At 45.0% G+C, this 26,709-nt stretch carries 21 protein-coding genes and 1 other RNA gene; 7 read left to right on the forward strand and 15 right to left on the reverse strand.

Going from position 1 to position 26,709, the window contains the following annotated elements; genetic code table 11:
• Nucleotides 1–33: 33 nt before the first annotated feature.
• From ACFI6J_RS08685 to ACFI6J_RS08720, 8 genes are all read right to left on the reverse strand, one after another.
• A complete protein-coding gene (locus ACFI6J_RS08685) occupies nucleotides 34–966 on the reverse strand; it encodes a DHH family phosphoesterase (RefSeq protein WP_462556075.1) in 933 nt (310 codons plus the stop codon).
• A 72-nt stretch (nucleotides 967–1,038) separates the two neighbouring features.
• A complete protein-coding gene (locus ACFI6J_RS08690; RefSeq protein WP_462556078.1) occupies nucleotides 1,039–2,340 on the reverse strand; it encodes a M24 family metallopeptidase in 1,302 nt (433 codons plus the stop codon).
• 110 nt (nucleotides 2,341–2,450) lie between these two features.
• A complete protein-coding gene (locus tag ACFI6J_RS08695) occupies nucleotides 2,451–3,326 on the reverse strand; it encodes an EamA family transporter (protein ID WP_462556081.1) in 876 nt (291 codons plus the stop codon).
• A 47-nt stretch (nucleotides 3,327–3,373) separates the two neighbouring features.
• Nucleotides 3,374–4,918, reverse strand: a complete 1,545-nt coding sequence (locus ACFI6J_RS08700; protein WP_462556208.1) for a M28 family metallopeptidase — start codon at nucleotides 4,916–4,918, stop codon at nucleotides 3,374–3,376.
• A 480-nt stretch (nucleotides 4,919–5,398) separates the two neighbouring features.
• Nucleotides 5,399–6,571: an FAD-dependent monooxygenase gene (locus ACFI6J_RS08705; protein ID WP_462556084.1), complete on the reverse strand. Its 1,173-nt coding sequence runs from the start codon at nucleotides 6,569–6,571 to the stop codon at nucleotides 5,399–5,401.
• Nucleotides 6,558–7,904, reverse strand: a complete 1,347-nt coding sequence (locus ACFI6J_RS08710) for an FAD-dependent monooxygenase (RefSeq protein ID WP_462556087.1) — start codon at nucleotides 7,902–7,904, stop codon at nucleotides 6,558–6,560. Before ACFI6J_RS08710 ends, ACFI6J_RS08705 begins: the two co-directional genes overlap by 14 nt.
• A gap of 206 nt (nucleotides 7,905–8,110) precedes the next feature.
• Nucleotides 8,111–9,430: a Xaa-Pro aminopeptidase gene (gene pepP / locus ACFI6J_RS08715; RefSeq protein WP_462556090.1), complete on the reverse strand. Its 1,320-nt coding sequence runs from the start codon at nucleotides 9,428–9,430 to the stop codon at nucleotides 8,111–8,113.
• A gap of 76 nt (nucleotides 9,431–9,506) precedes the next feature.
• A complete protein-coding gene (locus ACFI6J_RS08720; RefSeq protein WP_039228193.1) occupies nucleotides 9,507–10,073 on the reverse strand; it encodes a UPF0149 family protein in 567 nt (188 codons plus the stop codon).
• Nucleotides 10,074–10,667: 594 nt separating this feature from the next.
• On the opposite strand from ACFI6J_RS08720, the gene ssrS reads away from it, so the two are divergent.
• The 7 genes from ssrS to serA all read left to right on the forward strand — a co-directional run bounded on the left by ssrS (nucleotide 10,668) and on the right by serA (nucleotide 17,688).
• A non-coding RNA gene (ssrS, locus tag ACFI6J_RS08725) (6S RNA) lies at nucleotides 10,668–10,850 on the forward strand.
• Between the two features lie 21 nt (nucleotides 10,851–10,871).
• Nucleotides 10,872–11,768 carry a ribokinase gene (locus ACFI6J_RS08730; protein ID WP_462556094.1) on the forward strand — a complete coding sequence of 299 codons (897 nt, stop codon included), beginning with the start codon at nucleotides 10,872–10,874 and terminating at the stop codon, nucleotides 11,766–11,768.
• 22 nt (nucleotides 11,769–11,790) lie between these two features.
• Complete coding sequence (locus ACFI6J_RS08735) at nucleotides 11,791–12,732, forward strand: nucleoside hydrolase (RefSeq protein WP_014977204.1); 942 nt, start codon at nucleotides 11,791–11,793, stop codon at nucleotides 12,730–12,732.
• 66 nt (nucleotides 12,733–12,798) lie between these two features.
• Complete coding sequence (locus ACFI6J_RS08740) at nucleotides 12,799–14,427, forward strand: hybrid sensor histidine kinase/response regulator (protein WP_462556098.1); 1,629 nt, start codon at nucleotides 12,799–12,801, stop codon at nucleotides 14,425–14,427.
• 255 nt (nucleotides 14,428–14,682) lie between these two features.
• Nucleotides 14,683–15,363, forward strand: a complete 681-nt coding sequence (locus ACFI6J_RS08745) for a 5-formyltetrahydrofolate cyclo-ligase (protein ID WP_462556211.1) — start codon at nucleotides 14,683–14,685, stop codon at nucleotides 15,361–15,363.
• A gap of 90 nt (nucleotides 15,364–15,453) precedes the next feature.
• Nucleotides 15,454–16,110 (forward strand): ribose-5-phosphate isomerase RpiA, encoded by a 657-nt coding sequence (gene rpiA, locus ACFI6J_RS08750; protein ID WP_014950385.1) that lies wholly within the window; start codon nucleotides 15,454–15,456, stop codon nucleotides 16,108–16,110.
• 348 nt (nucleotides 16,111–16,458) lie between these two features.
• On the forward strand, nucleotides 16,459–17,688 hold the full coding sequence (gene serA, locus ACFI6J_RS08755) for a phosphoglycerate dehydrogenase (protein WP_014980012.1): 1,230 nt from the start codon (nucleotides 16,459–16,461) through the stop codon (nucleotides 17,686–17,688).
• Nucleotides 17,689–17,815: 127 nt separating this feature from the next.
• Here the strand turns inward: serA and ACFI6J_RS08760 are convergent, their stop codons facing one another.
• The 7 genes from ACFI6J_RS08760 to ACFI6J_RS08790 all read right to left on the reverse strand — a co-directional run bounded on the left by ACFI6J_RS08760 (nucleotide 17,816) and on the right by ACFI6J_RS08790 (nucleotide 26,425).
• A complete protein-coding gene (locus tag ACFI6J_RS08760; RefSeq protein WP_014950387.1) occupies nucleotides 17,816–18,574 on the reverse strand; it encodes a DUF481 domain-containing protein in 759 nt (252 codons plus the stop codon).
• Between the two features lie 213 nt (nucleotides 18,575–18,787).
• Entirely contained in the window at nucleotides 18,788–19,591 is an 804-nt protein-coding gene (locus tag ACFI6J_RS08765; RefSeq protein WP_014950388.1) for a DUF481 domain-containing protein, read from the reverse strand.
• 133 nt (nucleotides 19,592–19,724) lie between these two features.
• The gene (locus ACFI6J_RS08770) at nucleotides 19,725–20,549 is read right to left on the reverse strand and encodes an HDOD domain-containing protein (protein ID WP_462556105.1); all 825 of its coding nucleotides are present in this window, start codon (nucleotides 20,547–20,549) and stop codon (nucleotides 19,725–19,727) included.
• A gap of 40 nt (nucleotides 20,550–20,589) precedes the next feature.
• On the reverse strand, nucleotides 20,590–20,880 hold the full coding sequence (locus ACFI6J_RS08775) for a DUF1289 domain-containing protein (RefSeq protein WP_039228189.1): 291 nt from the start codon (nucleotides 20,878–20,880) through the stop codon (nucleotides 20,590–20,592).
• A gap of 271 nt (nucleotides 20,881–21,151) precedes the next feature.
• On the reverse strand, nucleotides 21,152–21,862 hold the full coding sequence (locus tag ACFI6J_RS08780) for an SIMPL domain-containing protein (protein WP_110288252.1): 711 nt from the start codon (nucleotides 21,860–21,862) through the stop codon (nucleotides 21,152–21,154).
• A 163-nt stretch (nucleotides 21,863–22,025) separates the two neighbouring features.
• Nucleotides 22,026–25,148: an efflux RND transporter permease subunit gene (locus ACFI6J_RS08785; RefSeq protein WP_014977213.1), complete on the reverse strand. Its 3,123-nt coding sequence runs from the start codon at nucleotides 25,146–25,148 to the stop codon at nucleotides 22,026–22,028.
• Nucleotides 25,148–26,425 carry an efflux RND transporter periplasmic adaptor subunit gene (locus ACFI6J_RS08790; RefSeq protein ID WP_462556110.1) on the reverse strand — a complete coding sequence of 426 codons (1,278 nt, stop codon included), beginning with the start codon at nucleotides 26,423–26,425 and terminating at the stop codon, nucleotides 25,148–25,150. Before ACFI6J_RS08790 ends, ACFI6J_RS08785 begins: the two co-directional genes overlap by 1 nt.
• Nucleotides 26,426–26,709 lie beyond the last annotated feature (284 nt).

A 26,709-nucleotide genomic window follows, 5' to 3' on the forward strand; every position in this document is an offset into this window, starting at 1 on the left:
TTTTTCTGCCCCACCGTTCTTATTCAATTAACTTTAGCCATCACTCGTGATGGTTTCGATAAGCTCGCCGAGTACAGTTTCGGCTTTGCTGGTTTCAACCTGACATGTGCCTGCGTTCATGTGACCGCCACCGCCGTACTTCAAACATAACTCACCTACGTTAGTGTTAGAGGTGCGGTTGGTAATTGACTTCCCAATTGCAAACACTACGTTTTGCTTTTTAAGCCCCCACATCTTGTGAATAGAAATATTGCAGTCGGGGTACATGGCGTAAATCACAAAGCGATTAGTCGCGTAAATAGTTTCTTGGTCGGTTAAATCAAGCACTACTAGGTTGTCGTATACGGTAGAACACTTGGCAATTTGCGCCTTCGCCATTTCATTGTGCTCGTGGTACAAACTCACGCGCTCGGCCACGTCTTCCATTTGCAGTATTTCTTCAATGCTGTGGTCTTTGCACGCATCTATTAGCTTCATCATTAGCTGATAGTTAGAGATTTTGAAATCTCTGAAACGACCAAGCCCAGTTCGCGCATCCATGATGAAATTCATGAGCACCCAATCTGTGGGCTCAAGGATTTCTTCTTCGCTAAACTGTGCAGAGTCTCCTTTATCTACTGCATCCATCATATCTACTGAGATATTAGGAAATTTATCTGCACCACCGTAATAGTCGTAAACAACGCGCGCTGCCGACGGCGCTTTCGGGTCAATGATGTGATTATCAATATCGCCTGAGTTACGCACTGTTTCACTTAAGTGATGGTCGAAGGCAATATGGCAACCCGCAACGTAAGGCAGGTTAGTGGTGATATCATTCTCGGTAATATCAATTTTACCGTCTTGCATGTCTTTTGGATGAACAAACAAAATATCGTCAATTAAGTCTAAATCTTTCAATAAAACCGCACATACCAGTCCATCGAAATCACTTCGCGTAACCAATCTAAATTTTCTTTCAGGCATAGTTTATCCATCATTCACTTAGGTAATAATTTTAAGTGTAACAGCTAATAAAAATTTTGAGAGACAGGTTTATTAACTTCTTATTTTGCTTTTTAAATTCAGTAATTTACCCAGCGGTTTCGCCAAACTTTCTGGCGGTTCGGTAAAGTATGCGGGGCCTGTTTCTGTCATGTACAAACAGTCTTCTAAGCGCACACCAAATTCACCCGGAATATAGATACCTGGCTCATTAGAAAAGCACATGCCTTTTCTAAGTGGCGTATTTTCACCACGCACGAAGTTAACACTCTCGTGTCCTTCCATGCCGATACCGTGACCTGTTCTGTGACTTAGCCCAGGCAATGCATAGTCTTTGCTGTACCCTTTGCTGGCGTAGAATTGGCGCACTGCATCATCCACTTTGCCTGCTGGCTCACCAATTTTAGCTGCGGCAAATGCTACGTTCTGCCCTTCCCTTACTGTATGCCATACGTCCTGAACTTTCTGAGACGCTTTGCCAAATACCAAAGTACGGCTTATGTCGCTTTGGTAACCGTGCACGCTGCAACCGCTGTCTAGCAAGATCACCGAGCCTTCTTTGATAGTTTGTGCTGCGTTTGTGCCATGAGGATAAGCACTTGCATCGTTAAACAGCGCCAAACACCATGTACCGTTGCCGCCTAAGCGCTGCTGTGCGGTGTTCATCAAACTTTTTACATCCTGCTGACTCATGCCAAGCTTTAGGTTGCTAAAAACAAACTCGTAAGCACGTAAAGTAACTTCATTGGCCTTATGCATAAGTGCCAGTTCACTCGCAGTTTTATACATGCGACAGCCAAGGGTAATTGGCTCGGCGGGAACGATATTAATGTTTGGCAACGCTCGGCTGACTCCAGTAACTACAAAGTAGCGTACGCTGCTTTCAAAGCCGATATTGCCGCTTGTTATACCGCGCGATTTTAAAATATTGGCTACGACATCAAACGGGCTTTCATGCTCTTGCCACACTCTTACATCATCGCCTATAGCTAACGACTCAAGCACACTTGGCTTTTCGAAAAATGGCGTTACCACCGCCATGTCACCTTTTTGAGGGATAACCAGCGCGGTCAAGCGCTCACTACGCCACCATTTTATCCCTGAAAAATAATCCATCGCAGCGCCAGGCTCGACCAGAATTGCCGCAATGTCTTGGGCTTTCATAAGCGACTGCGCTTTTTCAATACGCGCTTTGCGTTCTTCTACGGTAATCGGCTTCGCATTTGCGGTGATATCACTTAGCCCGCTTAAACCGTTAATGTCTGTTGCATTGGTTTGATTAATTGCAGCCATAGAAGCCACAGGAGCAAGCGCAAAGCTAGCGCCCGCTAATTTCAAGAAATGTCGCTTATCCATGTTCCCTTCCTGTCGTTTTAATTAAGGTTGTTTAGCACTTTTTTGTTTTATGAAAATAACATTCAATTGATTTTGTACTAAAAGCTTCAGTGTTTAATATTGTCAGTACTTTATGCCCACATAACAAAGATTGCGGCAAGCCCAATAAGAAGTAAGCCAGCAATTTCGCGTTTTGTGACTGCATTTTTTAGCCAGTAATGTGAAAGTACCAAGGTAAGCAACACCTCTAACTGACCAAGCGTTTTTACTAGCGCCACATGTTGCAATGCCATAGCGGTGAACCAACAAATTGAGCCCAAACAGCTTACCGTGCTAATCGCTAGCACCTGCTTTTTAGCGTTGGTTAGCTGTCTGAACACGAAGGGTTTAGTTAGCGCAATATAACCACTTAAACTTATCGTTTGTACACATAGCACCCATAACAACACCCAAGCAGCAGCCACCGTATGCTGAACATTTAGCATATGACTTGCCTCGCGCACCAACAGTGATGTCAGCGCAAAACAGGTACCGCAAGCAAGACCTATAACCATGGTTTTCACACTAATGCCATGGAGCCGATTGCCACTGCTTAACACAAATACTGCTATTGCGCCTATTACTATGCCCGCCCACCCAAGGGGCGTTAAATAACTTCCGAAAAAGAGCATGCCTACAACGCCGGCCACCAAGGCCTCACTCTTCGCTAGACCTGCGCCAATGGCAAAATTCTTCTGCTTGAACAAAATCACCATTAAAGAAGTGGCCGCTATTTGAAGTAGCGAAGCACACAGTATCACTGCAATAAAAGAGCCTGAGAACTCAGGCACTTGACTGGCGCTACTACTGTAGAAAATGAGTAAATAGACGAGAGCTATTGGCGGAGCCAAAATAAAGCGAGAGAGCGTCACCCCAGAGGTGTTAACTGCACCGCTCAATTTGCTCTGCAGCGCATTGCGCACGGTTTGCATAACAACCGCGCCCAACGTAAATAAAATCCAACTCATTAGCGTCGCTTTACCTTGTTATATCGCTACCTACAGTTAAGCGTGAATTACTTTGCCTTTTTCACTTCCATTGCCTGTGTGCGCTTGTCTTTAAAATCAGAGTCACGTTTCCAGTATGGCCACACATCGCCTTGGGCGTAATAGTTCAGCATAGAGCCGATAAGTGAGAGGTCTTGTTGCACACCAGCTAATGTCCAGCTTGGAAGGTAGTCATCATCTGCTTTATGATAGCGTTTGGCGATGAAGCTAGGGTCGGTATCGCCTAAGCTCATGAACAAAATTGAGGGCACGCCCTGCTTAGCAAGCGCGAAGTGATCTGAGCGGAAGAACAGTCCATTTTGAGGTCGCGGATCCATTTTAACCGTTCGCCCTTGTAATGCGGCAGCTGTTGCTAAATCGTCTTCAATAGATAAATAACCTTCGCCGTACTGCAAAATGTAATCAACATCATCGTTTACATTCATGCCGTCGATGTTTAAAAAAGCCACCATGTTCGATGTTGGTAGCGGCGGGTTATTTGCAAAATAATCGGCACCGAGTAGCCCTGTTTCCTCTGCGGTAAAAGCACTAAACATTAGTGTACGCGCAAAGCCCTCTTCGCGTTTTGAAAGCGCATCTGCTAACGTAAGCACACCTGCTACGCCTGACGCGTTGTCTACCGCACCATTGTAAATAGTGGTTTGGCCGTTTTTCTCAACTTTGCCTAGGTGGTCCCAGTGAGCGTGAAGCATTACCCATTCTTCTGGCTTATCTGTACCTTCTAAAATGCCTGCAACATTTTGCGACTCGGCACGCTCAATAGTATTGGTGAAGCCCAATGATGCTTTTGTGTTTAGCGCGATGGGAATAAATCCTGGCTTTGAAGCTTTGTCTTTAAGCTCGCCATACTCCATACCCACCTTTTCAAATAGCTGTCTTGCGGCATTTAAATGAAGCCAACCCATTACACCGACTTGTGAAGCATTGTTGTTGTCGTCGACTAAACTGAATTTGGTATTGGAGTTAGAGTTTTCGACTACGCCCCACCCGTAACCCGCTGGCATGGTTTCATGAATAATGAAAACCGCTTCTGCCCCCTGCCTGGCTGCTTCTTCGTACTTATATGTCCAGCGACCGTAATAGGTCATTGCGTTGCCCTGAAAAAGCTCTGGATCTTTAGAAGCGAAACCTGGGTCGTTTACCAGCATTACAACGGTTTTTCCTTTTACATCTAGGCCTGCGTAATCATTCCAATTGTACTCTGGGGCATTAATGCCATAACCCACAAAAATTACATCACTATTAGCAAGTGAGTAGTCATTAACAATGCGCTGAGTACGGGCTGTAAACTCGCTGCCTGCGCTAAAATCAAGCCCGCCTATTTTTAACGATGAAATGTTCTTAGGCGTTATTTTAGCTAAAGGCACAGCTTGGGTGTAGCTATCGCCAAAGGCTGGCTTCAACCCTAGCTTTTTGTATTGGGTTACCAAGTAATCGACTGTTTTCTCTTCCCCTTTCGATAAAGGCCCTCGCCCTTCAAACTCATCGCTTGCCAGTGTTTTAACGTGCTGACGATAAACATCCAAATCGATGGAGGCATTACTCAGCGTCATCTTTTTGCTTTTTGTTGTCGCCGACGATTCAACCGAGGCTAAATTAGAAGCAGGTACTTCGGCATTCGCCGAACCAGTCATTAAAGTAGAAGTAAGTACAGAAGCAGCGCAGACGAAGGAAAAGGCGCGATAAGGTTTGCAAAGATAAGTAAACATAAGCCATTGGCACAAATAAAAAAGGATACCGAAGAGTATCCTGTACCGCTGACTATCTCAACGCCGAAACGACTAAACTACAAGAATGGGGTCAGAGTACATTTCTTTGCTTTTGGAGCGAGATAGATAATTAGAAAGCTTTGCCGCCTGTTTTCTATGATGTGTGAAAAAGTACACTTCCAAGCTTCAATAATGGGGTAAGAGTACATTTATTCGGTTTTGTAATAAGGAAAGCCAATAATGTACTCTGACCCCACTATTCAGGGGGGCGAAAAAAGTACTCTGACCCCAATTTAAATGTACTCTGACCCCATTTTTTTGGATTTATAGGCCCATGGCGTGGCTGACGAAGGCGGTTTTAATGGTGCTGAGTTTGTCTGTGGCTGAAAGACCAATTCCTCTGAGCAACTTTTTGAGGGGGTCGTCGCCGTCGAATAAGAATTTAAAGCCGTCCATTGCGGCAATCATTTTCGTGGCTTCTGTTTTACGGCTTCGTTCGTAGCTGCGTAAGTGCTTGTACAAACCTATGTCTTTACCCGACGCCTTTAAGTTATTTAGGGTTTCAGCCAGTGCGAGCGCATCTTGCATTCCCAAGTTAGCGCCCTGCCCTGCAAGCGGGTGAATGGTATGCGCTGCATCGCCTACCAGCACCACACCGTCTTTCGCCCACTGGCGTGCATAACGCATGGTCAACGGGAAAGCGGCGCGCTTGGTTTCAAGCGAAATAGTGCCTAGAACGCTATTACTAGCCGCAGTTAACGCATTGCAGAACGCAACTTCATCCAATGCTATTAATGAGTTTGCTTGCTCTGGTGTTTGCGACCATACAATAGAACATACATTTGGCTCAGACATAGGCAGTAGTGCGAGCGGTCCTGTGGGTGTGAACGCTTGTCTCGCTACATTATTATGCGGCTCTACCGTTTTGATATTAGCGACAATCGCCGTATGCTCGTAGTCTTTAAAAGTAATAGGCAAGCCAGCCTGCTTTCTCACAAACGAGTTTGCGCCATCGGCGCCTACTAACAACCTGCAGCTTAGCACGTCATCATTATCAAGCATCAGCATGGTTTGATTTGGTCCAGCTAATACTCTATCAATACCCGCGGTGATCAACTCCACATTAGGCTGCGCTTCCACAGATTTAGACAGTGCATTGACTAAAGCCTGATTCTCTACAATCACGCCAAGCGCATCACTGCCCATTTCATCGCATGAAAAGTGAATGTCGCCAAAACTGTCTTTGTCCCATACATGCATATCGGTGTAAGGGTTGGCGCGATCTTGCTGCAAATGCGACCACACATCAAACTGTTGCAGCGCTTTAATATTGGCCTGGTTTATGGCACTCACTCTCGCCGTAGGCTTCTCATCCAGAGTCTGATAACACACCGCTTTATCGACTATTGCTATGCTCAATTCACTGTGTTTAAGCGCCGCTGCAAGGGTTAGCCCTACAATTCCGCCGCCCACTATCGCTATATCAACATGCTGCATTGTTATCTCTTTTTCTTAGTGGTGTTTCACCATAGCCCGTCGTGTGTTTAACAAACGCTTTTTTCGCCTGGGGCATCATGCTTAATGCCAATAACGACACATTGCGCCCAATTACCGTTGGAAAATACTGGTTTGAAAAGGTGCGAACTAGCGTATCGGTCAGGGCTATCGTGTTATCCCTGTCATTCTTACGCGAATTGGCGTAATGCTGAGTAATACTAAAAGCACCTGCATCGAAATTAGCGGATGCGATTGTATTGTTTTTCTCTTCGTATGAATCCTGCTCGCCGTGCTTTTCCACTGACGCTTGCAGCACAGACACTAAAGCACTTAAGTCGCGTAAGCCTAGATTGAAGCCTTGCCCTGCAATAGGATGTAGCGCCTGTGCCGCATTGCCTACCACCACAGTGCGATGACTAGCAACTTGCTGCGCCTTCGTAAGCGCTAACGGGTAACTTGCCAAGTCACTGACTCTCAGTACTTTGCCCTGTCGATAGCCAAATGCTTCCTGTAGGGCCTTGATAAATGCGCGTTGATTTAATGCCATTAACGACTTTGCGGCGTCAGTATCTACAGTCCATACAACTGAAAAGCCGTTTCCACTAGCCTTGATATCATCGATTTCACTGTCGAAAGGCAGGAACGCTAACGGGCCACTCTGGGTGAAACGCTCGTACGCTTTGTTTTCATGGGGGAGCTGAGTGTGCACGTTAAAAACAATGGCCGTTTGATGATAATCATTGACTGTTTTTGAAATGCCAACCTTGTCAGCTAATCCTGAACGACCGCCATCTGCCAGTACCAGCAGCTTTGTGGTAAGCGATTGCCCACTATCTAGCTGCACCTCTACAAAATTGCACTGCTGCTTTACGTTCGTTACCTTGGCAGGTGCGATATATTGGTAGCTTGAGGTTGCACCTGCCGCCAATCGCGTTAGTGCGCTTAAGCTCACAACCTGGCCAAACGCGTCAATGTGGTAGTCACTGCTTTGAAGGTCTAATAGCCCCAAGTGCCCTTTGTCGCTAACCTCAATGTACTTAATTTGAGGAGGTAACTCACCGTTATGCTGCTTAGCTACATCGTCAAGGTTTAGCCCCATGTGAGACAGTTCTTCAACAGTACGTCTTGCCAAGGCAATCACTCGGGTGTCGGTAAAAGGGTTGAAGTCGACTAAACTTTTACTGGTTTGCTCTGGGTCAGCCGCATCAATTAGGGTGACAGATAAGCCAGAGCTGTTTGCAGGAAATACTTTCTCTGCGAGTGCTTTGGCTAATACAGTACCGACAATACCACCACCAATAATTACTACATCAACCGCTGCTGCCGATTCCACTGTTTTTATATTCCTGTCGTCCAGAGGCTCTAATTCTTAAAAGCGTTAATTCTGAGATTTTTTTCTTTATATTAAAGGCTAGTTTTTAGCGTAATTTAAACTGGTAGTTTAAACCGGTAACTTAAACCGCTAACTTAAACCAAAATTCCGTATTTCACACTTATCGCAGTTTTTCAAACCTTGGTAAACCTAGCAAATTTTGACAACTAGTCTCTGCTTTCAGCCATAAGTGCTTCAATCTCATCAATGTCTTTTGGCACGTCTGCGGTAAGAATATCGACACCCGTCGCAGTAATCACCACATCATCTTCAATTCTTACACCAATGCCTTTGTATTTTTCCTGCACGTTGCTGTCTTGGCTAATGTAAATGCCGGGCTCAACAGTGATCACCATGCCAGGCTTTAACGGACGGTCTTCACCGTCAATTTTGTAGTTGCCTACATCATGCACATCTAGACCTAAATAGTGCCCTAAACCATGCATGTAAAACTGACGCCACGTTTCATTTTCAAGGTTTTCTGCCACACTACCTTCAAGAACGCCAAGGTCAACTAAACCTTGAGTAATAATTTCTACGCTATGTAACATAGCTTGTGACAAGGTAACGCCGGGCGCTAACATGTCTAACACGCCTTTTTGCGCTTTTAATACAACGGTGTAAATTTCGCGCTGAGCATGTGTGAACTTTCCATTTGCAGGAAACGTTCGCGTGATATCCGCAGCATAACCTTGATATTCAGCACCTGCATCGATCAAGATCAAGTCACCGTCATTTACCTGCGCGTTATTTTGCGTGTAATGCAAAATACACGCATTGTCGCCGCTTCCAACAATAGTGCAATAAGCAGGTGAACGGGCTCCCGCCATCGCAAATTCATGGTGAATTTCAGCTTCTAGCTGGTACTCGTAACAACCAGGCGCGGCGAACTGCATAGCTCGCTTGTGCGCACGTGCGCTTATCTCACCCGCCGCTTTCATCATGGCCACTTCACATGCTGACTTGAATAAACGCATTTCGTGTAAAATAGGCTGTAAGTCGTGAATCGCCCTTGGCGCCAGTGATTCTTTAGGCGCATCGCGCAAGGTGTTTAGCGCTTCAGAAAATAACAGGTCATTGTCTTTCTTGTGACCCAACGAAAAGTACACATTGTTTTGACCTTGAATTGACGCTAACAGCGCTTCTTCAAGTTCTTGCAACTCAAACGCTTCATCTAGACTAAATCGGGCAAGTGCAGCTTCGGCTCCTAAGCGTTTGCCGTGCCAAATTTCTGCACTCTTATCTTTCTCTTGTACCACCATTGCACGATAACTTTCACCGTAACGAGGGTGGTTAGACAATATCAACCAAGCATTAGGCTCTTCAAATCCTGTCAGATACCAAAAGTCGCTATCTTGCCTGAACGTATATTCGGTATCGCGACTTCGGGTTACCATACCTGCTGCAGGCACAATACACACACTATTCGGCTCGCACTGTGCAAGCAGTCGGTCTTGCCTAGCGATAAACTCTTGCGCACTAATCATAAAAGAGAAAACCCTAAAAAAATCTCGTTAAAACGAATGGCGACTTACGGCCACTTTTAATATCTTCAGTTAATTACTAGTGTACGGATGGCGTGTCTTGTTGATCATCTAGAAGTGATTGGCCCAGTTCGCTGAAGCATAAAATTGCTGAAATTTTCACGTATTCTTCAACCTCTAACAGCGCCTTTTCAGACTCTTCGTCCGCGTCCATTGGCTCTTCCATACGTGAAATATCTGAAAAGTCTTCAAGTGCCTCTTTTACGTCGTCAGAACATTGCATAAGGTCTTGCTGGTGTAGACCAAACCCAAGCATGAAACCTTGCACCCAGTTTATTAGTGCAGCCCCGCGATCGTTGATAGGCGCTTGATCATCAGGAAGTAACAAATTGAGCGCGAATTCAGGCTCAAGAAGCTGCTGACAGGTTTGATTGAAAAGGCTATTTAAAAGGTGCTGGGTAGGGTCGCTAAACGCATCCCCCTGATTAATGGTTTCACTTAACGCTTCTAGCCATTTTTGGTCGGTAAGCGACATGCCTCCGCAAAGCATACCGCACAGGATGCCATGCACTTCTGCAGCATCAACAATTACGCCTTGCTGAGACAATTTATTACTTACGCTATCGTAATCGAGCTGTTTTTCCACGAATTGTTCTCTTTTGTTTTGAATAGTTTGAGATACAGGCGCTACTTTTATATAGCGATTAACTACCGTCTATTTTGGCGGCGACTTACGTCAATGTCATCTCTTGATGGAGTTAATACTAGCAAAAATCAATGTGTAACGCCTCTTTTTGCCCTGCCACTGCTCTAACTTTGAACAAACAGCAAAAGTACATCCAAGGCCTAACAACACTGTGTCGTACACACTTTACACAGCTGTACATAAACGTTGTTTACTCACTGTTCAAACGATGTTTAATTTGCGGCTATTTCGCTAAATTCGTTGCCGGACGGCTAGCAACATCGTCAGATTTCATCTAAGATCGCTGGTGTTGGATACGGAATTCCTTTAGCAACAGCGTGACAACATTCATTAGCCTTTAATGCCTGAATAGCTGATTGGTTATTATTGAGCTTCTCTTATATGCGTGTATAATTGCTGACCAATTGGTCAAGAAAAGTAATATTTTTTTACCGCTTTTATAATCACCACGCAAAATGTTTATAAAGCGCTTTAGATGATCCTCTTCACTGGATCTCGCGTTTGTTATACCCTGTTGCGTTAATACAACAACAATGTTTCCTGGGATGTTTGCTAGTTCATTCATGTCCCTGGCCGATGCTTTAAACCAAGGAAGTTGAAACAGCTGCTATTGTGCAAGCTCGACGCGTATCGAGAAGCCTACGGCAATTGTGATACTTCCGCCCTGAACTTTTCGGTTCACGGGCGAAACATGGACAGCGGCATTCTGGGAAGCGCCCTCTTTCGACGGAAGAAGAAATGGCAATAATAAATTTTGGCTCTATAAATATTGACCACGTTTATCAGGTAGATCACTTTGTACAACCTGGTGAGACGTTGGCCTCTACCCATTATCAAACCTTATTAGGTGGTAAGGGTGCAAACCAGTCTATTGCTTTAGCGCAAGCAGGTGCAGACGTAAGACACGTCGGTAGCATTCACGAAAACGACGCCTCATTTAAACAAGCTCTTATTAAGAAGGGTGTTGATTGTCGTGGCGTAAAGTGCTCAGAAGTTCCTTCAGGTCACGCGATTATCCAAGTCACGCCTAGCGGTGAAAACGCCATTGTATTATTTGGTGGTGCTAACCAAACCATTACCGCAAAAACCGTAATGCAAGCGTTAGACGATACGCGTCCTTCAGATTGGGTACTAACCCAAAATGAAACAAGCAGCATTGAAGAAGTACTTCGCCAAGCGAAAGAAAAGCAGCTTAAAGTAGCCTTTAACCCAGCGCCTATGAGCGAGTCGGTTGAACAGCTTCCGTTAGACTGTGTAGATTTACTTATTGTAAATGAAACCGAAGCTGCTGCGATCACCGGTAAAGAAGAACTTGAAGATATTGTGACAGTGTTCAAAGAGCAGTGGTCACACAGCGAAGTTATTATTACACTGGGTAAAGCGGGTGTAATGATGCTGCGCAAAAACGATGTTGTAGAAGTAAAAGCATTCTCTGTAGACGCGGTTGATACCACCGCAGCCGGTGACACCTTTATCGGTTATTTCCTGTCTGCATACAGCAACCACACCGATGCTAAACAAGCATTGCGTCGCGGGTGTGCAGCTTCAGCCATTGCGGTAACACGCGAGGGCGCAGCGCAGAGTATTCCAACACAAAAAGAAGTGGATCGTTTCTTAGCGAAACACGCCAACTAGCAAGACGCACTGAGATAAATTGATGGCACATAAGATCATATTAGATACGGATCCGGGGATTGATGATGCAATGGCGATCTTTTTCGCCTTTCAATCTCCAGACATTGAAGTACTTGGCTTAACGACCGTTTACGGTAACGTTCCGGTAACAATGGCTGCGCAAAACGCACTAACACTTTGTGAAATTGCAGGTAAAGATATCCCTGTAACTAAAGGTGTTGGTATGCCATGGGTTGGCCCAGAGTCAACGTACGCACACTTCGTACACGGCGAGCACGGCTTCGGTCATATTAAACCTGAAGCGCCTAAAACCGAGCTTGACCCCCGCAGTTCTGCGCAGTTTATTGTTGATATGGCGCGTAAGTACCCTGGCGAAGTCACCATTGTTGCTATTGGCCCACTAGGTAACTTGGCCCTTGCACTTCGTCTTGAGCCAGAACTTCCTAAGTTGGTAAAAGGCGTTAGCATTATGGGTGGTGCAGCGTTTGTACCAGGTAACGTTACGCCGGTAGCTGAAGCGAACATTTGGAACGATGCACATGCTGCAGAAATCGTTTTCGCAGCAGACTGGGAACTCACCATGTTTGGTTTGGACGTGACAAACTTCACGCCGTTTTCGCCAGCCTTTGTTGAAAAGCTTGAAGAGAAAAACAATACCCTTGGTGGTTTTGTGAAAGAAAGCGCTCAGTTCTACATGGATTTCTACTCGCAAAACCGTGAAGATCGCGTGTGTTTCTTCCACGATGCATTCCCGATTGCCCACCTTCGCCACCCTGAGCTATTTGAACTGACTGAAGGTCACGTTCGCGTTGGAACAGGGACACTAGATAGAGGGCAAACTGTAGTTGCGCCTAAAGGTACAACACCGAGTCCACTATGGAATGAAGCAAATACCATAAAGGTAGCGACCAAAGTTGACCACAAAAAGCTGGAACAACTATTCATAGACACCTACGCTCTATGATATGTTTAAGGGATTGTTAATACACAATCCCTTTTTTATTTACAGCTAGGTTTAAACTCAACGGTTATGAAAGCGGCGCCCCTCCCTCAAAATGAAGATGAACGTCTTGCCGAACTGCTCAGCTACGACGTACTTGATACTGAAGCTGAACAACTCTTTGATGACCTTACAGCCCTTGCCTCTCAAATTTGTGAAACCCCTATTGCGCTTATCAGCCTCATTGATCCAAACCGCCAATGGTTTAAATCAAGAGTAGGTCTAGACGCAGAAGAAACATCACGAGACATCGCGTTTTGCTCACATGCTATTTTGCAAAGCGATGTGTTTGAAATACCTAACGCTACGTTAGACCCCCGGTTTCACGATAACCCGCTGGTGACTGGCGCGCCTGATATTCGGTTTTACGCCGGCGCACCACTGATTACCCCGTCTGGCCATGCAATTGGCACGCTGTGCGCCATTGATAGCAAACCACGCAAGCTAACCGAAACACAAAAAGCCTCGCTCCAAACCTTAAGTAAATCGGTAGTAGCACATTTAGAGTTAAAGCGGAAAAACCGAGAGCTTGAGCGCACCAGTCAATTCAAGTCTGACTTTCTTTCTTACGTAAGCCACGAAATTAGAACACCGCTTAATGCCATTAATACGTTTAGTCAGTTGCTTGAAGGCGAAGCCCAAAAGTTAAATTTACCCTCGTCATTTACCACCCCGCTTTCTCATGTAAGCCAAAGCGGTGAAAGGCTTTTAGAAATAGTAAATTCTGTTTTAGATATAAAGCAGATAGAAGCGGGGAAAATGCGTGTGATGCCACGCGCGGTGAATACCAAAGACTTTTTCACCCACTTATTTTCGCTTACTAAGATCCGCGCTGAAGACAGCGGTATCTTATTTAGCACCAGCATTGATGACGCTGTGCCCGACTCGTTGTTTTTCGATGACACCAAATTTGGTCAAGTTGCGCTTAACTTGCTATCGAATGCGATTAAGTTCACTAATCACGGTAAGTCAGTAAAAGCGCAGGTAAAATACAAAAGCGGCAAGGTAATATTTAATGTCATTGATCAAGGCATTGGTATGAGCGATGACGATCAAAAGCGGCTTTTTACACCTTTCGAGCGAATGGAAAACGCCCGTCAGATAAGTGGAACCGGCTTAGGCTTGAATATATCGAAGCGCCTTGTCGAGCTCATGGACGGGTCTATTAAAGTTAGTAGTAAGTTGAATCACGGTACCCGAATAAGTGTGACCTTACCTGCCGACGCCCTAAGCGCAAACCAGTTCGTTGAGGCACAACCGCGTAGCTTTGTTGCCCAAGTAAACATAGATAACTCAGTAAATGTATTGGTAGTTGAAGACCACTATATAAACCAAGTGGTTATTCAAACTTTGTTTGAAAAACTGGGCGTGTCGCTTTCCGTGGTAAGCACTGGCGAGGAAGGCGTTGAATACGCCAAGTCTAATCCCGTCGACTTAGTTCTTATGGATCTTAATTTACCAGGTATTCAAGGCGATGAAGCAACAGTAAAAATAAAGGGGTTTAAGCCAAACTTGCCCATTGTTGCATTGACGGCCGATGTCATTACCCAGCCTGAATATTTGCGAGAACAAGGTCTTGATGACGTACTCACTAAACCCATAGATAGTAATGAATTGGTGCGTGTGCTCAATCACTATTTAGGGCATCCAGACCAATGATTCTATTTGTTGTATTTAAGTAGCTTTATCTAAAGAGTTTTGTCTAAGTAGTTTTACCAAAGTGATTTTACCTGAGTCATCTTTACCTAGCCCAACAAACCTTTTTTAACAGCCGTGGTAGTATAAGCTAACTCAATTGTAAGACAGGAGAACTCCTCTACCATGTCCCCCTCATCTTCAGGAAGCGGCACTTCTAGATCGTTGACGTCTAACAAGGTTAATTCAACGGAAACGGTTTCAGCACCAGCTTTAGCAATGAAACCAACGCAGATTGCGCCGTCGCAATCCATACAAACAAGCGTTTCTAATGAAGACATACAGGCCCGCGCTCAGCTTAGAAAAAAGCTTCGCGAGGCACGCCGAGGGTTAACTAACCAGCAACATACGGACGCCGCTAAGCGCATTGCTTCACGACTACGTACACTGCCCTTTCTTGATAACAGCACGACCATAGCCGGATATTTGGTTAACGATGGCGAGGTCAATTTAACCTATTTTATCGAGTCTATTTGGCAGTCTTCACATGATAAAAAATTCGCTCTACCTGTATTACACCCCGTATGTAAAGGACATTTGTTATTTTTGTCTTATACCCAGCACTCTCAATTGGTGAAGAATAAGTACAACATTGAAGAGCCAGTATTGTCGTGTAAAAACGTCGTTCCTGTTAGGCAATGTGACGTTATTCTTATGCCGCTTGTAGGGTTTGATGTAAACGGCAATCGCCTGGGTATGGGGGGCGGCTACTACGACCGAACTTTGAGTTTTACCCAACGCGCGCCAGATTCACATTCATTTTCGGGTAGTAAAGCGCCCAAGTTAGTGGGTATTGCCCACGACATTCAAGAAGTAGATGCTCTGCCCGTTGCACCATGGGATGTCCCCCTTGATGCCATCGTGACGCCCTCGCGCACACTGCAATTCACTAAACCGTGATAGTCATTATAACAAATTGAACATACGAACTTGTGGGTTCACGTTCGCTTATAAGTTACACTTGCGAACACAATAAGTCGGAGAATGACCATGGATCAGAACGCAAAAAAACAAGCCGTAGCCAAAGCAGCCATCGAATATGTTGAAGCAGACAGCATTGTCGGTGTGGGTACAGGTTCTACCGTAAATTTCTTTATTGAAGAACTCGGTAAAATTAAACACAAAATTGAAGGTGCAGTATCAAGTTCAGAAGCCTCTACCGAGCGTTTAAAAGCCTTAGGCATTGAGGTATTCGAGTTAAACGAAGTCAGCAATCTATCGGTTTATATCGACGGTGCCGATGAAGTGACCGAACACAAGCATATGATTAAAGGCGGAGGCGCAGCACTCACTCGCGAGAAAATTGTAGCCGGTGCGGCGACCACGTTTGTGTGTATTGTTGATGAAAGTAAGCGCGTTCCTGTATTGGGCTCGTTTCCCCTTCCCGTTGAAGTTATTCCCATGGCTCGCTCTTTCGTAGCACGAGAGCTAGTAAAGCTTGGTGGCGATCCTGAATATAGACAAGGTGTTGTCACCGATAACGGCAACGTTATTTTAGATGTTCACAACCTTGAGATTCTGAATCCTCGTGAGCTAGAACAAAAAATAAATAATATTCCTGGCGTGGTCACGAACGGCATTTTCGCACTACGAGGCGCGGACATAGTGCTAAGTGCTACAGATAGTGGTGTTGAAACCTTTAAGTGATAACTGAGTAAGACGTATAGTGCGGTGAAAAGCTATACAAAATACTACTTTCAACTTAACGCGTTTTCTGTTAGTTTCCGTTTAGACGTCTAGATGTCCTTAAAAGAAGTTCACTAAGCGTCTCAACTTTTACGTTAGTTAAGGCCAATTCCTTAATAACGAAAGCAATCAACGTGATTATAAAAGCTTGGTAGCAATAACGCCCAAGCAAGGCTTTCAGAGCTGTAAAGCGATGTCGTTGCAGCGCAGGTTATACACAGCTTTGTGTTTCATACTGGCAGGTTTATGAGAGTCTTGGATTGGCGGTGCAAGCAAACCAAAATTACATCAGTGAGAGATAGCGAGTTCATGAGCAAAGTTTCATTAGAGAAGGATAAGATCCGAATTTTGTTGTTGGAAGGTGTTCACCAAAGTGCTTTGGAGACACTAAAAAGCAATGGGTATAGCAATATTGAATTTCTCAAGACCTCTCTTCCTGAAGACGAGTTAATTGAGAAAATTAAAGACGCCCACTTTGTTGGTATTCGCTCGCGTACTCAAATTACAGAGAAGGTAGTTGAAGCAGCACAAAAGCTTGTGGCTATCGGTTGTTTCTGTATTGGCACCAACCAAGTTGATCTTGAAGCCACCCAACGCCGCGGCATTCCCGTGTTTAACGCGCCATTTTCCAACACACGTTCGGTTGCAGAACTTGTACTTGGCCAAATTATCCTTTTACTTCGCCAGGTGCCGAGTAAAAATGCCAAGGCTCACCGCGGAGAGTGGGAAAAAACAGCAGTCGGCTCATATGAAGCCCGTGGTAAGACACTTGGTATCATTGGTTATGGTCATATAGGCACACAGCTGAGTATTCTTGCTGAACACCTAGGTATGCGCGTTCAATTTTTCGATATCGAAGACAAGCTTGTGCTAGGTAATTCTGCCCAAGTAAAATCGCTTGAAAAGCTGCTTAATACCTCTGACGTTGTTTCACTTCACGTTCCTGAAACACCACAAACTCAAGATATGATTGGTGAAAAAGAACTGTCTCAAATGAAGAAAGGCAGCATTTTGATTAACGCGTCTCGCGGTACTGTGGTAGATATCGATGCGCTTGCGAAGGCATTGGAAAGCGGCCAACTAAACGGCGCTGCTATTGATGTATTCCCGGTTGAGCCTAAATCTAATACTGAAGAATTCGAGTCGCCGCTTCGCGCGTTCGATAATGTCATTCTGACCCCGCATGTGGGCGGCAGCACGCAAGAAGCGCAAGAAAATATTGGTATTGAAGTGGCGGGTAAACTCGCGAAGTACAGTGACAACGGTTCAACGCTGTCAGCCGTTAACTTCCCTGAAGTGTCACTGCCAGAACATACTGGTCGTTCACGCCTACTTCACGTACACAAAAACCAGCCAGGTATTCTTACTCAGATTAACCAAGCGTTTGCAGAAAAGGGCATCAACATCGAAGCCCAGTACCTACAAACTAACGCAGAAATTGGTTATGTAGTAGTTGATGTTAAAGAAGACCGTGGTTATGAGGCACTTGCAGAGCTTCAGCAAATTGATGGCACAATTAAGACACGTATTCTTCACTAAGAAGAGTTGTTTTAAGACTAAATAAAAAACGCTGCACAATGTGCAGCGTTTTTTTATGCCTGTGATTTTACTTCAATGCGTTGAAGTGCCCAGCCCTACTTCGGTGCGCTGAGCATATAAGGTAGGCTTAGAAGAAGTTGTAAACTAAGCTAACTGCAGTTTCTGTGTCTAGTTTTTCAACGTCGTCGTCAACATTGGTGTTGTGATCAAGTTTGAAAGAAAGACGCATTGAAAGGTTACCGCTGATTGTAGCTGTAAGTGCAGACTCAGCACGAGATTTCGTGTTGTCAGAACCCACTTCGGTACTCACTGTTTGCGTAAATTTAGCGGTATCTGAAATTTTCCAAGAATAAGCTGATGACGCACGAACGATTACGCTGTCAAGATCTTCGCCATCCTGAGTTTCGATGAATGAGTAACCAGGACCGATTGAATATTCAAGGGTGTGGCGCTTGTTCTCAAGTACTTTTTGGTTCCAACCCGCCGCAATAGTTGATTGGTAATTAAAGTTACTAAAGCGGTCGTCTTCATATGAAGCGAAGCCGAATAAACGGTTATCAGGATTTTCTAGTTTGTAGTTACCCTGGGCTGAACCAAAGAACTTCTGTGCAGAAGTAAACTCGATATCTTCTTGCTCGCCTGCATCATTTTCTTGTTGAACAGTTTCCTGTTTGTACAGACCTTTTAAAACGTAGTCGTTACTCCATTTTTCAAGCTCTTGGTGAGCCTGTATACCCGCACTGATTGACGTGGTTTCAGTGTTACCTGAAGTCGAAATAAAACCTAGTTCGCCTTCCATTGTAAAAGGCTTAACTTCATCGTCTTGAGCGAAAGCGGCTGGAGAAAGAGAAATTGCAACTAAAGATGCAAGCACTTGCTTTTTCATTGAACAATCCTATTGATTATCGGTCCATTCGTTGTACTCGATACCTTTTGAACTGCAAGGCGGTACAACACGAGTTTTTAAAGAGATCTGCTAGACAGTGCCGCGAGGCGGCAAGCACTGCAAACAATGGTGCGCAGTGTACATTTTCAAAGCTCTCAGTCAATGCGAACACGGTAAAAAGCCAAAGATAACCCGTTAATTTACACTAATTGACTAAAAAAACTGATAGACCAGCGCCACGGAGGTCTCTGTGCTTAAGGCTGCAACATCTTCGGCGGTGTCTGTTTCATGGTTTAGTATGAAGGATAACTTCATCGCCAGTGAACCGAATACGTTGGCTGAAAGCGAAGTTTCTGACCGCGATTTCATATTTTCTTCACCCGCCTCAGTGCTAACAAACTGCCTTAACTTGGCGCCTGAGCTCCAGTGGTATTTGTATTCGGCGGACGCTCTTACAATGATGCCATCGTTGACTACGCTTTCATTATCTTCTTCAGCTTCAATAAAACTGTAGCCAGGACCAATGCTATAGCGAAACTCACTGTCTTCACTGCGCCAGAGGCGCTGAGACCAGCCCGCTGCCAGCGAAGCACGGTGATCGTAACCGGTAAATTGATCGTCTTCGTAATCACCGTACATAAACAGACGGCGACCAGGCGTCATTAGTTTATAGTCGAACTGCGCGCTAGTGAAAAAGCGCTGGGCGCTGATGTCCCGCTCTGTTGTTGGCGTACCGCTTTCTTTATAGAGCAACTCTGCGAAGTAGATACTGCTCCAATTTTCTGTTTCGTGGTCCGCATTGACCGCGGCTTTCACACTAGCAGCTGAGGTGTTTCCGGTGTTTACAAGTACACCTAGTTCACCGTCTAGCGTAAAACGAGGAATTTCGTCATCGGTGTCGGGCGTGAAGTCTGCGTGATAGAGGGTTTGTATAAGATCCCTCGCGCTTGCGTGCACACACACGCAGCAACAAACAATGCCAACAACAATGCTTGGCCGGAAGATTTTTTTGAACATAATCTGATTTACGTTGAGCTTTATAGTTTTTAGATTACGTCTTAGTACGACGCTTGTTATACCAATCCTCTGGATGAGCTTTACTACATTTTGCTAATTATCAGTAAAGTAACGGAGTTGTTGCACCGAAAGCTCAGTGAATAAGCGACACAATTTTTGCCGTTTCTTGTTCGGCGTATTCAATTGAATTACTTATCACTTCCATGTTGAGACTTACTGTATTGGCTATCTCAGGGGTAAAAAGTTCAATGTCAGCGTAACTTTCTTTATTCAACTGACTTACCGTAATTCGATTTGCTAAACACAGGACGCAGATATCTACATCGGATTTATGTTTAGCTTCATCATTCATGAACGTTACCGGATAGTACAACCCAATAGGTAAGTGCCAATTTTCTAGTATGATACCGCTGCATTGAGCAAACGTAAAACCGAAATGCTCCAACTGATTAACGTGCGGTAACCCGTTCGTCTCAGTATTCAGGTATGACTGGTAGCGTTTAGTTTCTTTCTTGGCCACGACCAGTTCACTTAAGTTTTGCAATATACCCATTACAAAGAAGCGTTCTGCTCCGCGCACGTTAAGTCTCATCGCAAGACTTTTGGCCACCATGCCGCAATACACTGATGCATACCAATGTTTGTCTAAATTTATTAACTTAGTATCAAAGCGTTTAAATGCGGTGCTGGCTGTTTCTGCAATTACCAAGTTATACAGGGCCTCGCCTCCAATCACACTGATTGCTTTGGCAACAGATTCTACTTGAGAAGGAAACCGAAACAGCGAGCTATTCGCCAGCCTTAGTACCTTCGCGGTAAGAGAGGGATCAGCACTTATAAGCTCGCCAATATCCTCGGCGCTGGAACGGGGATCGTCTAATGTTGAACGCAGGCGCACGCAAATATCCGGTAACGTAAATGATTTCGCGGCATACGAAACATACTTATCTAACGACATCTAGAAACTCTCAGTCTACTTTTTACAAACTCAAGGCCGCTTATTCTGAACTTGGCGGATCATCAAACAGCGTGAACTGCCCAATTGATTCCCCCAGCTCTTTTTGCTGTTGCTTGCGAGCGCGCGTCAGCACCGCTTTTTTGCGCCGAGCACAGGCGCTGATTATTTTACGTTTAGTTGCATCATCAACCTTAAGCCAGTACAGGCGCTCGTCGCGACTTCGATAGCACCCTTTACAGAAACCCCTTGGACCTGACTCACACACACCAATGCATGGGCTTGGAATTTCAAAAAACTCCAGCTGTTGGGATTGTGATTTTTGTTCCGTCATGTCAGTGGCATAACCTTCAAAAGGTGAAACGAATACCACTTGGGCTGCATTTTCAAGCAAGCAACAGTGGCCACGCTTTAGCTTTATCAATATAAATTAAAACGCATACTCCAACATCTAGCCACTAGACATTAGCAGTAAGGCATTCCAATCATCTAAGCCACGCTGCTTTAAAACTAAGCAATTCGACTCGCAAGCCTTTTCGATATGACAAAGCATAGCACGAAATACGGCCTGTTGACTGCTATACCATGTTCGAAAGCCTGATGCGCTAGTCGATAAGTGTGTATTCGACAGTAGAAACCACGCGCACTTTCTTTATATGTGGATGATGACTGTCGCGACTAGAAATACTGAACTGCCCTTGGTTAGCGCGCTTAATTTTGCCCAACGTACTTTTTGAATCTTTGGCAAATTTTTCCGCAACCTCTCTCGCATTGAGCGTAGCTTCTTCAATCATTTCCGGCTTTACTTCGTTTAAGCGGGTAAATACATAGTCGGGCTGAGCGCGGTAGCTTTGGTCTGATAATACAATACCAGTTTTAATTAACTCCCCAATTTGCTGCATAAGCGCTCGCACCTTTTCAACATCATTTGAAAAGACAGTAACGGTTTGAATGGCACTGTAGCGAAATGGCGCTTTTTCACTACTTCCGTATTGTTGCGCCAATTTGTCATTTATTTCAGGCTTTCCAATAGTAATGCTTTCTGCTGAAATGCCCTTCTCTTCTAAAAAGCTAGCCACCTGAAGGCTATTCTTTTCAATATGTTCATACAGTTGAGGTAAGTCATTGCCCGCGTCGACAAATTGAATAGGCCAAATAACCTGATCAGCAATGTATTCTCGCTCTGACAATCCTTTTACGGTTACTACTCTATCCCACGTTTGCATATCGTTCATGGCAGAAGACACCTGAACACCAAGCAAAGACACAGCAACCACCATGCCCATCGCCATTACTATCGCCGCACCTATTTTCATTCGAATCTCCATTCTTTCTGTTTTCAACAGGATACAAGCGAATATAAGCTTTTCGGTTTCACAAAACGAGATAAAAGCTGACCAATGGTGGCAAAAAAAAGGCCACTCAAATGAGTGGCCTAAAGAGCCCCTTAAGAGGGCAACGCTTGGGTAGACGGGAGAGTTAACCTTTACGCTGTATCAGGTAATAAAATACCGGAGTTAAGATAAGTCCAAATACGGTAACACCAATCATGCCTGAGAATACTGCCACACCCATGGCCTGACGCATTTCAGAGCCGGCACCGGTTGATACCGCCATTGGCAGCACACCCATGATGAAAGCAATGGATGTCATTAGTATTGGACGAAGACGTAATCGACTTGCTTCTTTAATGGCTGAAAGCGCGTCCATCCCCTTGTCTTGTAGCTCTTTTGCAAACTCGACAATAAGAATGGCGTTCTTCGTTGCAAGGCCAACCAGTACAATCAAACCTATTTGGGTAAAAATATTGTTGTCGCCGCCATAAACTTGCACACCAATAAGCGCGCTCAGCAAGGTCATGGGAACAATCAATATGATTGCCAGTGGCAAACGCAGGCTTTCGTATTGTGCAGCCAGTACTAAGAACACCAAAAGCACAACTAATGGGAATACAAACGCTGATGCATTACCCGCTAATATTTGCTGATAGGTGATCTCAGTCCACTCGTAAGTCATGCCAAGTGGTAACGTTTCAGCCAGAATTTCTTCAATAGCCGCCTTCGCTTGGTCAGAAGAATAGCCTGGCGCTGCTGCACCGTTTATTTCAGCGGTGACGTATCCGTTATAGTGCATAACACGGTCAGGGCCTGCACTGTGCTCAATGTTCAAGAATGAGCCAAGCGGGATCATCTCACCTTGTGCATTACGCACTTTAAACTGCGTAATGTTCTCAATATCCTGACGGTATTGGGCATCAGCTTGTACATTTACTTGGTAAGTTCTACCGAACAAGTTGAAGTCGTTCACGTATAACGAACCTAAGTAGCCCTGCATGGTGGTAAACAAGGTATCGATGTTTACACCTTGGCTTACCGCTTTTTCACGGTCTACATCCACATCGAGCTGAGGTACAGCAACAGTGAAGCTAGTGAATGCATCGGTAAGCGCTGGGTGTGCCCACGCTTTGCCAATCACTTCTTGCGTGACGCGCTCAAGTTCTTCAAAGCCTAGGTTTCCTCTGTCTTCAACCTGTAAACGGAAACCACCAATCGTGCCTAACCCCATTACTGGTGGCGGCGGGAATATTGCCACAAAGGCACCTTTTATAGATCCAAAGTTCTGGTTAAGCTGGGCAGCAATGGCGCCACCAGATAGATCAGGCGTCGTTCTTTTATCAAAGTCAGTCAGCGTTGCAAACAACACGCCTGAGCTTGGACTATTGGTAAACCCGTTAATATTCAAGCCAGGGAATGCAATTGCATCTTCAACACCAGGGTGTTCCATAGCAATACGAGACATTTCACGGATCACTTCTTCAGTTCTGTCTAAGCTTGCTGCATTAGGCAGTTGAGCAAAGGCGACCAAATACTGCTTATCTTGCGGCGGAACGTAGCCTGTTGGTGTATTGGCAAACTGGAAGTACGTGAGTCCTAGCAGACCCGCGTAAAGCACCATGATGATACTGCTCTTACGGATAAGCCCACCCACAGCACCAGTGTAGCGCTTTGAGTTGCGGTCAAAGAAACGGTTAAACGGTGAAAATACAAAGCGGCCAAACACTTTATCCATTAAACGGGTTAACCAGTCATTCGCTTTACCGTGAGGTTTCAACAGTAATGCAGATAATGCAGGGCTAAGCGTTAACGAGTTAATTGCAGAAATTACCGTAGAGATAGTAATTGTTAGGGCAAACTGCTTATAGAACTGCCCGGTAAGACCGCTCATGAAAGCAGTAGGTACGAATACCGCAGCAAGTACCAAGGTTGTGGCAATAATAGGACCGGTTACTTCTTTCATTGCCTGTACGGTGGCTTCAAACGGCGCTTTGCCTTCAGAAATATTACGCTCTACGTTTTCGACAACAACGATAGCGTCGTCTACTACAATACCGATTGCCAACACAAGACCAAACAGCGACAGTGCATTCAGCGAGAAGCCCATTAGCTGCATAAAGGCGAACGTTCCCACAAGTGAAATAGGTACTGCAACGAGTGGGATAATAGACGCACGCCATGTTTGTAAGAACAGTACAACAACAAGTACGACTAACAATACGGCTTCAAGAAGTGTACTAATTACCGCTTCAATCGAACCACGAACAAATACGGTAGGGTCGTAGGCAATTTCGTATTCAAGGCCTTCAGGGAACGCCTTAGACAGTTCCGCCATACGAGCGCGAACGTCATCTGAAATTTGGATTGCATTAGAGCCTGGTGCTTGGAAAACCGGCACCGCTGCCGCAGGGTTATTGTTAATAAGTGAACGCAGTGCATAAAACTCTGAACCTAGTTCGATACGCGCAACGTCTTTAAGACGGGTTATTTCACCATTCTCACCCGACTTAACAATAATATTTTCAAATTCGGCTTCATCTTTTAAACGGCCGCGCACATTGATAAGCAGCTGAAATTCGCTGGTACCCGTAGGCTGTGCACCTAGGCTACCTGCCGCCGCTTGCTGGTTTTGGTCGGCAATAGCTGCTGCCACATCGCCAGGGTTTAACTGGAGCGCAGCCAGTTTGTTAGGGTCTAACCATACTCGCATGCTGAATTCACCAGCACCGAACAGACGCACTTGCCCAACGCCATTGATTCGCGCTAGCTCGTCTTTAACAAACTGATCAGCATAGTTTGAAAGATAAAGCATGTCATAACGATTATCAGGCGACGTCAGGTGCACTACCATGGTTAAATCTGGTGACGATTTTTCAGTTACCACACCTAAGCGCTGCACTTCTTGAGGTAAACGCGGTGTCGCGCGATTTACACGGTTTTGTACCAGCGTTGTGGCTTCATCTGGATCCGTACCAATGGCAAACGTAATTGTTAGCGTCATACGGCCATCACTGGTTGCCTGTGATGACATATACAGCATGTTTTCAACACCGTTAATTTCTTGCTCTAGCGGCGTTGCAACTGTTTCGGCGATAACTTCTGGGTTTGCACCGGGATAATTCGCAGTTACCACCACGGTAGGCGGCACTACTTCTGGGTATTCAGTGATAGGCAGTTGCCAGACAGCAATTGCACCACCTATAAAGATAAGTAGGGAAAGCACGCCCGCAAAAATCGGGCGGCTAATGAAAAACTGCGAAATGTTCATTACTTAAGACCTGCTGTTGCTGTACCTGTGGCAAATGAACCACCAGATAAAACATCCTCATACTGCGCCATGTTTTGGGTTACTTGTGTTGCATTATCAACACGTGACTGCCAGCTAGATAAGTTTGCCAAAGCATCTTCATCACCCATAGGCACTTCGTTAGCGGCAACTTGGGAACCAGGGCGAACGCGCTGTAAGCCATCAACCACAATGGTGTCGTTTACATTCAAGCCGCTTGTGATGATGCGCATGCTACCCACTTTGTCGCCTAGCTTAACCGCACGGTATTCCACTTTACTTTCGTCGTTTACAACCAGTACAAACTTATTATTAAGATCTGTGCCGATAGCTTTTTCTTTAATAAGAATGCCCTGTTCATCGGTGTCACCTGCCAATTTTAAGTGTGCAAACAATCCCGGAATTAAACGACCTTCTTCGTTATTAAATACGGCACGAACGCGAAGTGTGCCAGTGCTACCGTTAACCTGGTTGTCGATGAAATCAATTTGACCCCAGTGGTTATAATCAGACTCGTTAGCAAGGCGCATCGCTACCGGCTGCTCGCTCACTGCTGTTGAAGCCGCTGATTTATCGGTTAGATAGTTTAGGTACGTCTGCTCATCAATATCGAAATACGCATATAAACGGTCGGTCGATACGATGCGAGTCAACTCTGTTTGTCCTGCAGTAACAAAGTTACCTTCAGTGATGTTTGCTCGAGAAATACGTCCAGAAATAGGTGCTTCAACACGAGCAAAGCCACGGTTTAGGCGCGCTACTTCAAGTGCGGCTTGCGTTTGGTTTAAGCTTGCAAGCGCTTGGTTTTTCTCAGCTAAACGGGCATCAAGAACTTCTTCAGAAACCGCCTGGGTTTTACGAAGTTTAAAAGCACGGCTATAGTTTTGCTCAGCCAACTGAACGCGACTTTTGGCTTCTTCAAGCTGTGCAGTCAATCGATCAACTTCTGCTTTAAACGTGCGGTTATCAATTAAGAATAAGGTTTGCCCTTGTTCGACATATTCGCCTTCGTCAAATGCAACAAAGTCAATATAGCCCGACACGCGAGGGCGAAGCGCAACAATTTGCGGAGACTCTAAACGACCTGTAAAATTATCCCACTCGGTTAAACGCTGAGACACTACCGTTGCCACATCAACAGGAACACCAGCATTAGCGCCAGCGCTCATTGATTGACTTGGATCCTGCTCGTCACCACCGCATGCAGCGACAAGCGCAGTTAGGCTTACTATTGCCAATAAACGGGTAAAAGTTTTCATTGCAAGATTCTCTTAAAAATTAAACTAAAGTTTGATGCTGTGCATTATGCATCGCCACCAACAATAAAAATAATTATCTTTTTATATGCAACACATCACATGATGTTATATATTGAAGATCGGGCTGACAGAGACAACCGCTTTTAAAGATTTAGAAGAGTGGTTTCGCAGAGAAAATGAGAATAACCGTATAAAAAGCGAGAGCTTAGGGAAATCAACGGTTACAGCGATACAGTGTACCAGTGTCGCTCGTCGCATTCATTTGGAAAATAAATGCTTTTAGC

Source organism: Alteromonas sp. G4i13, from assembly GCF_054960505.1.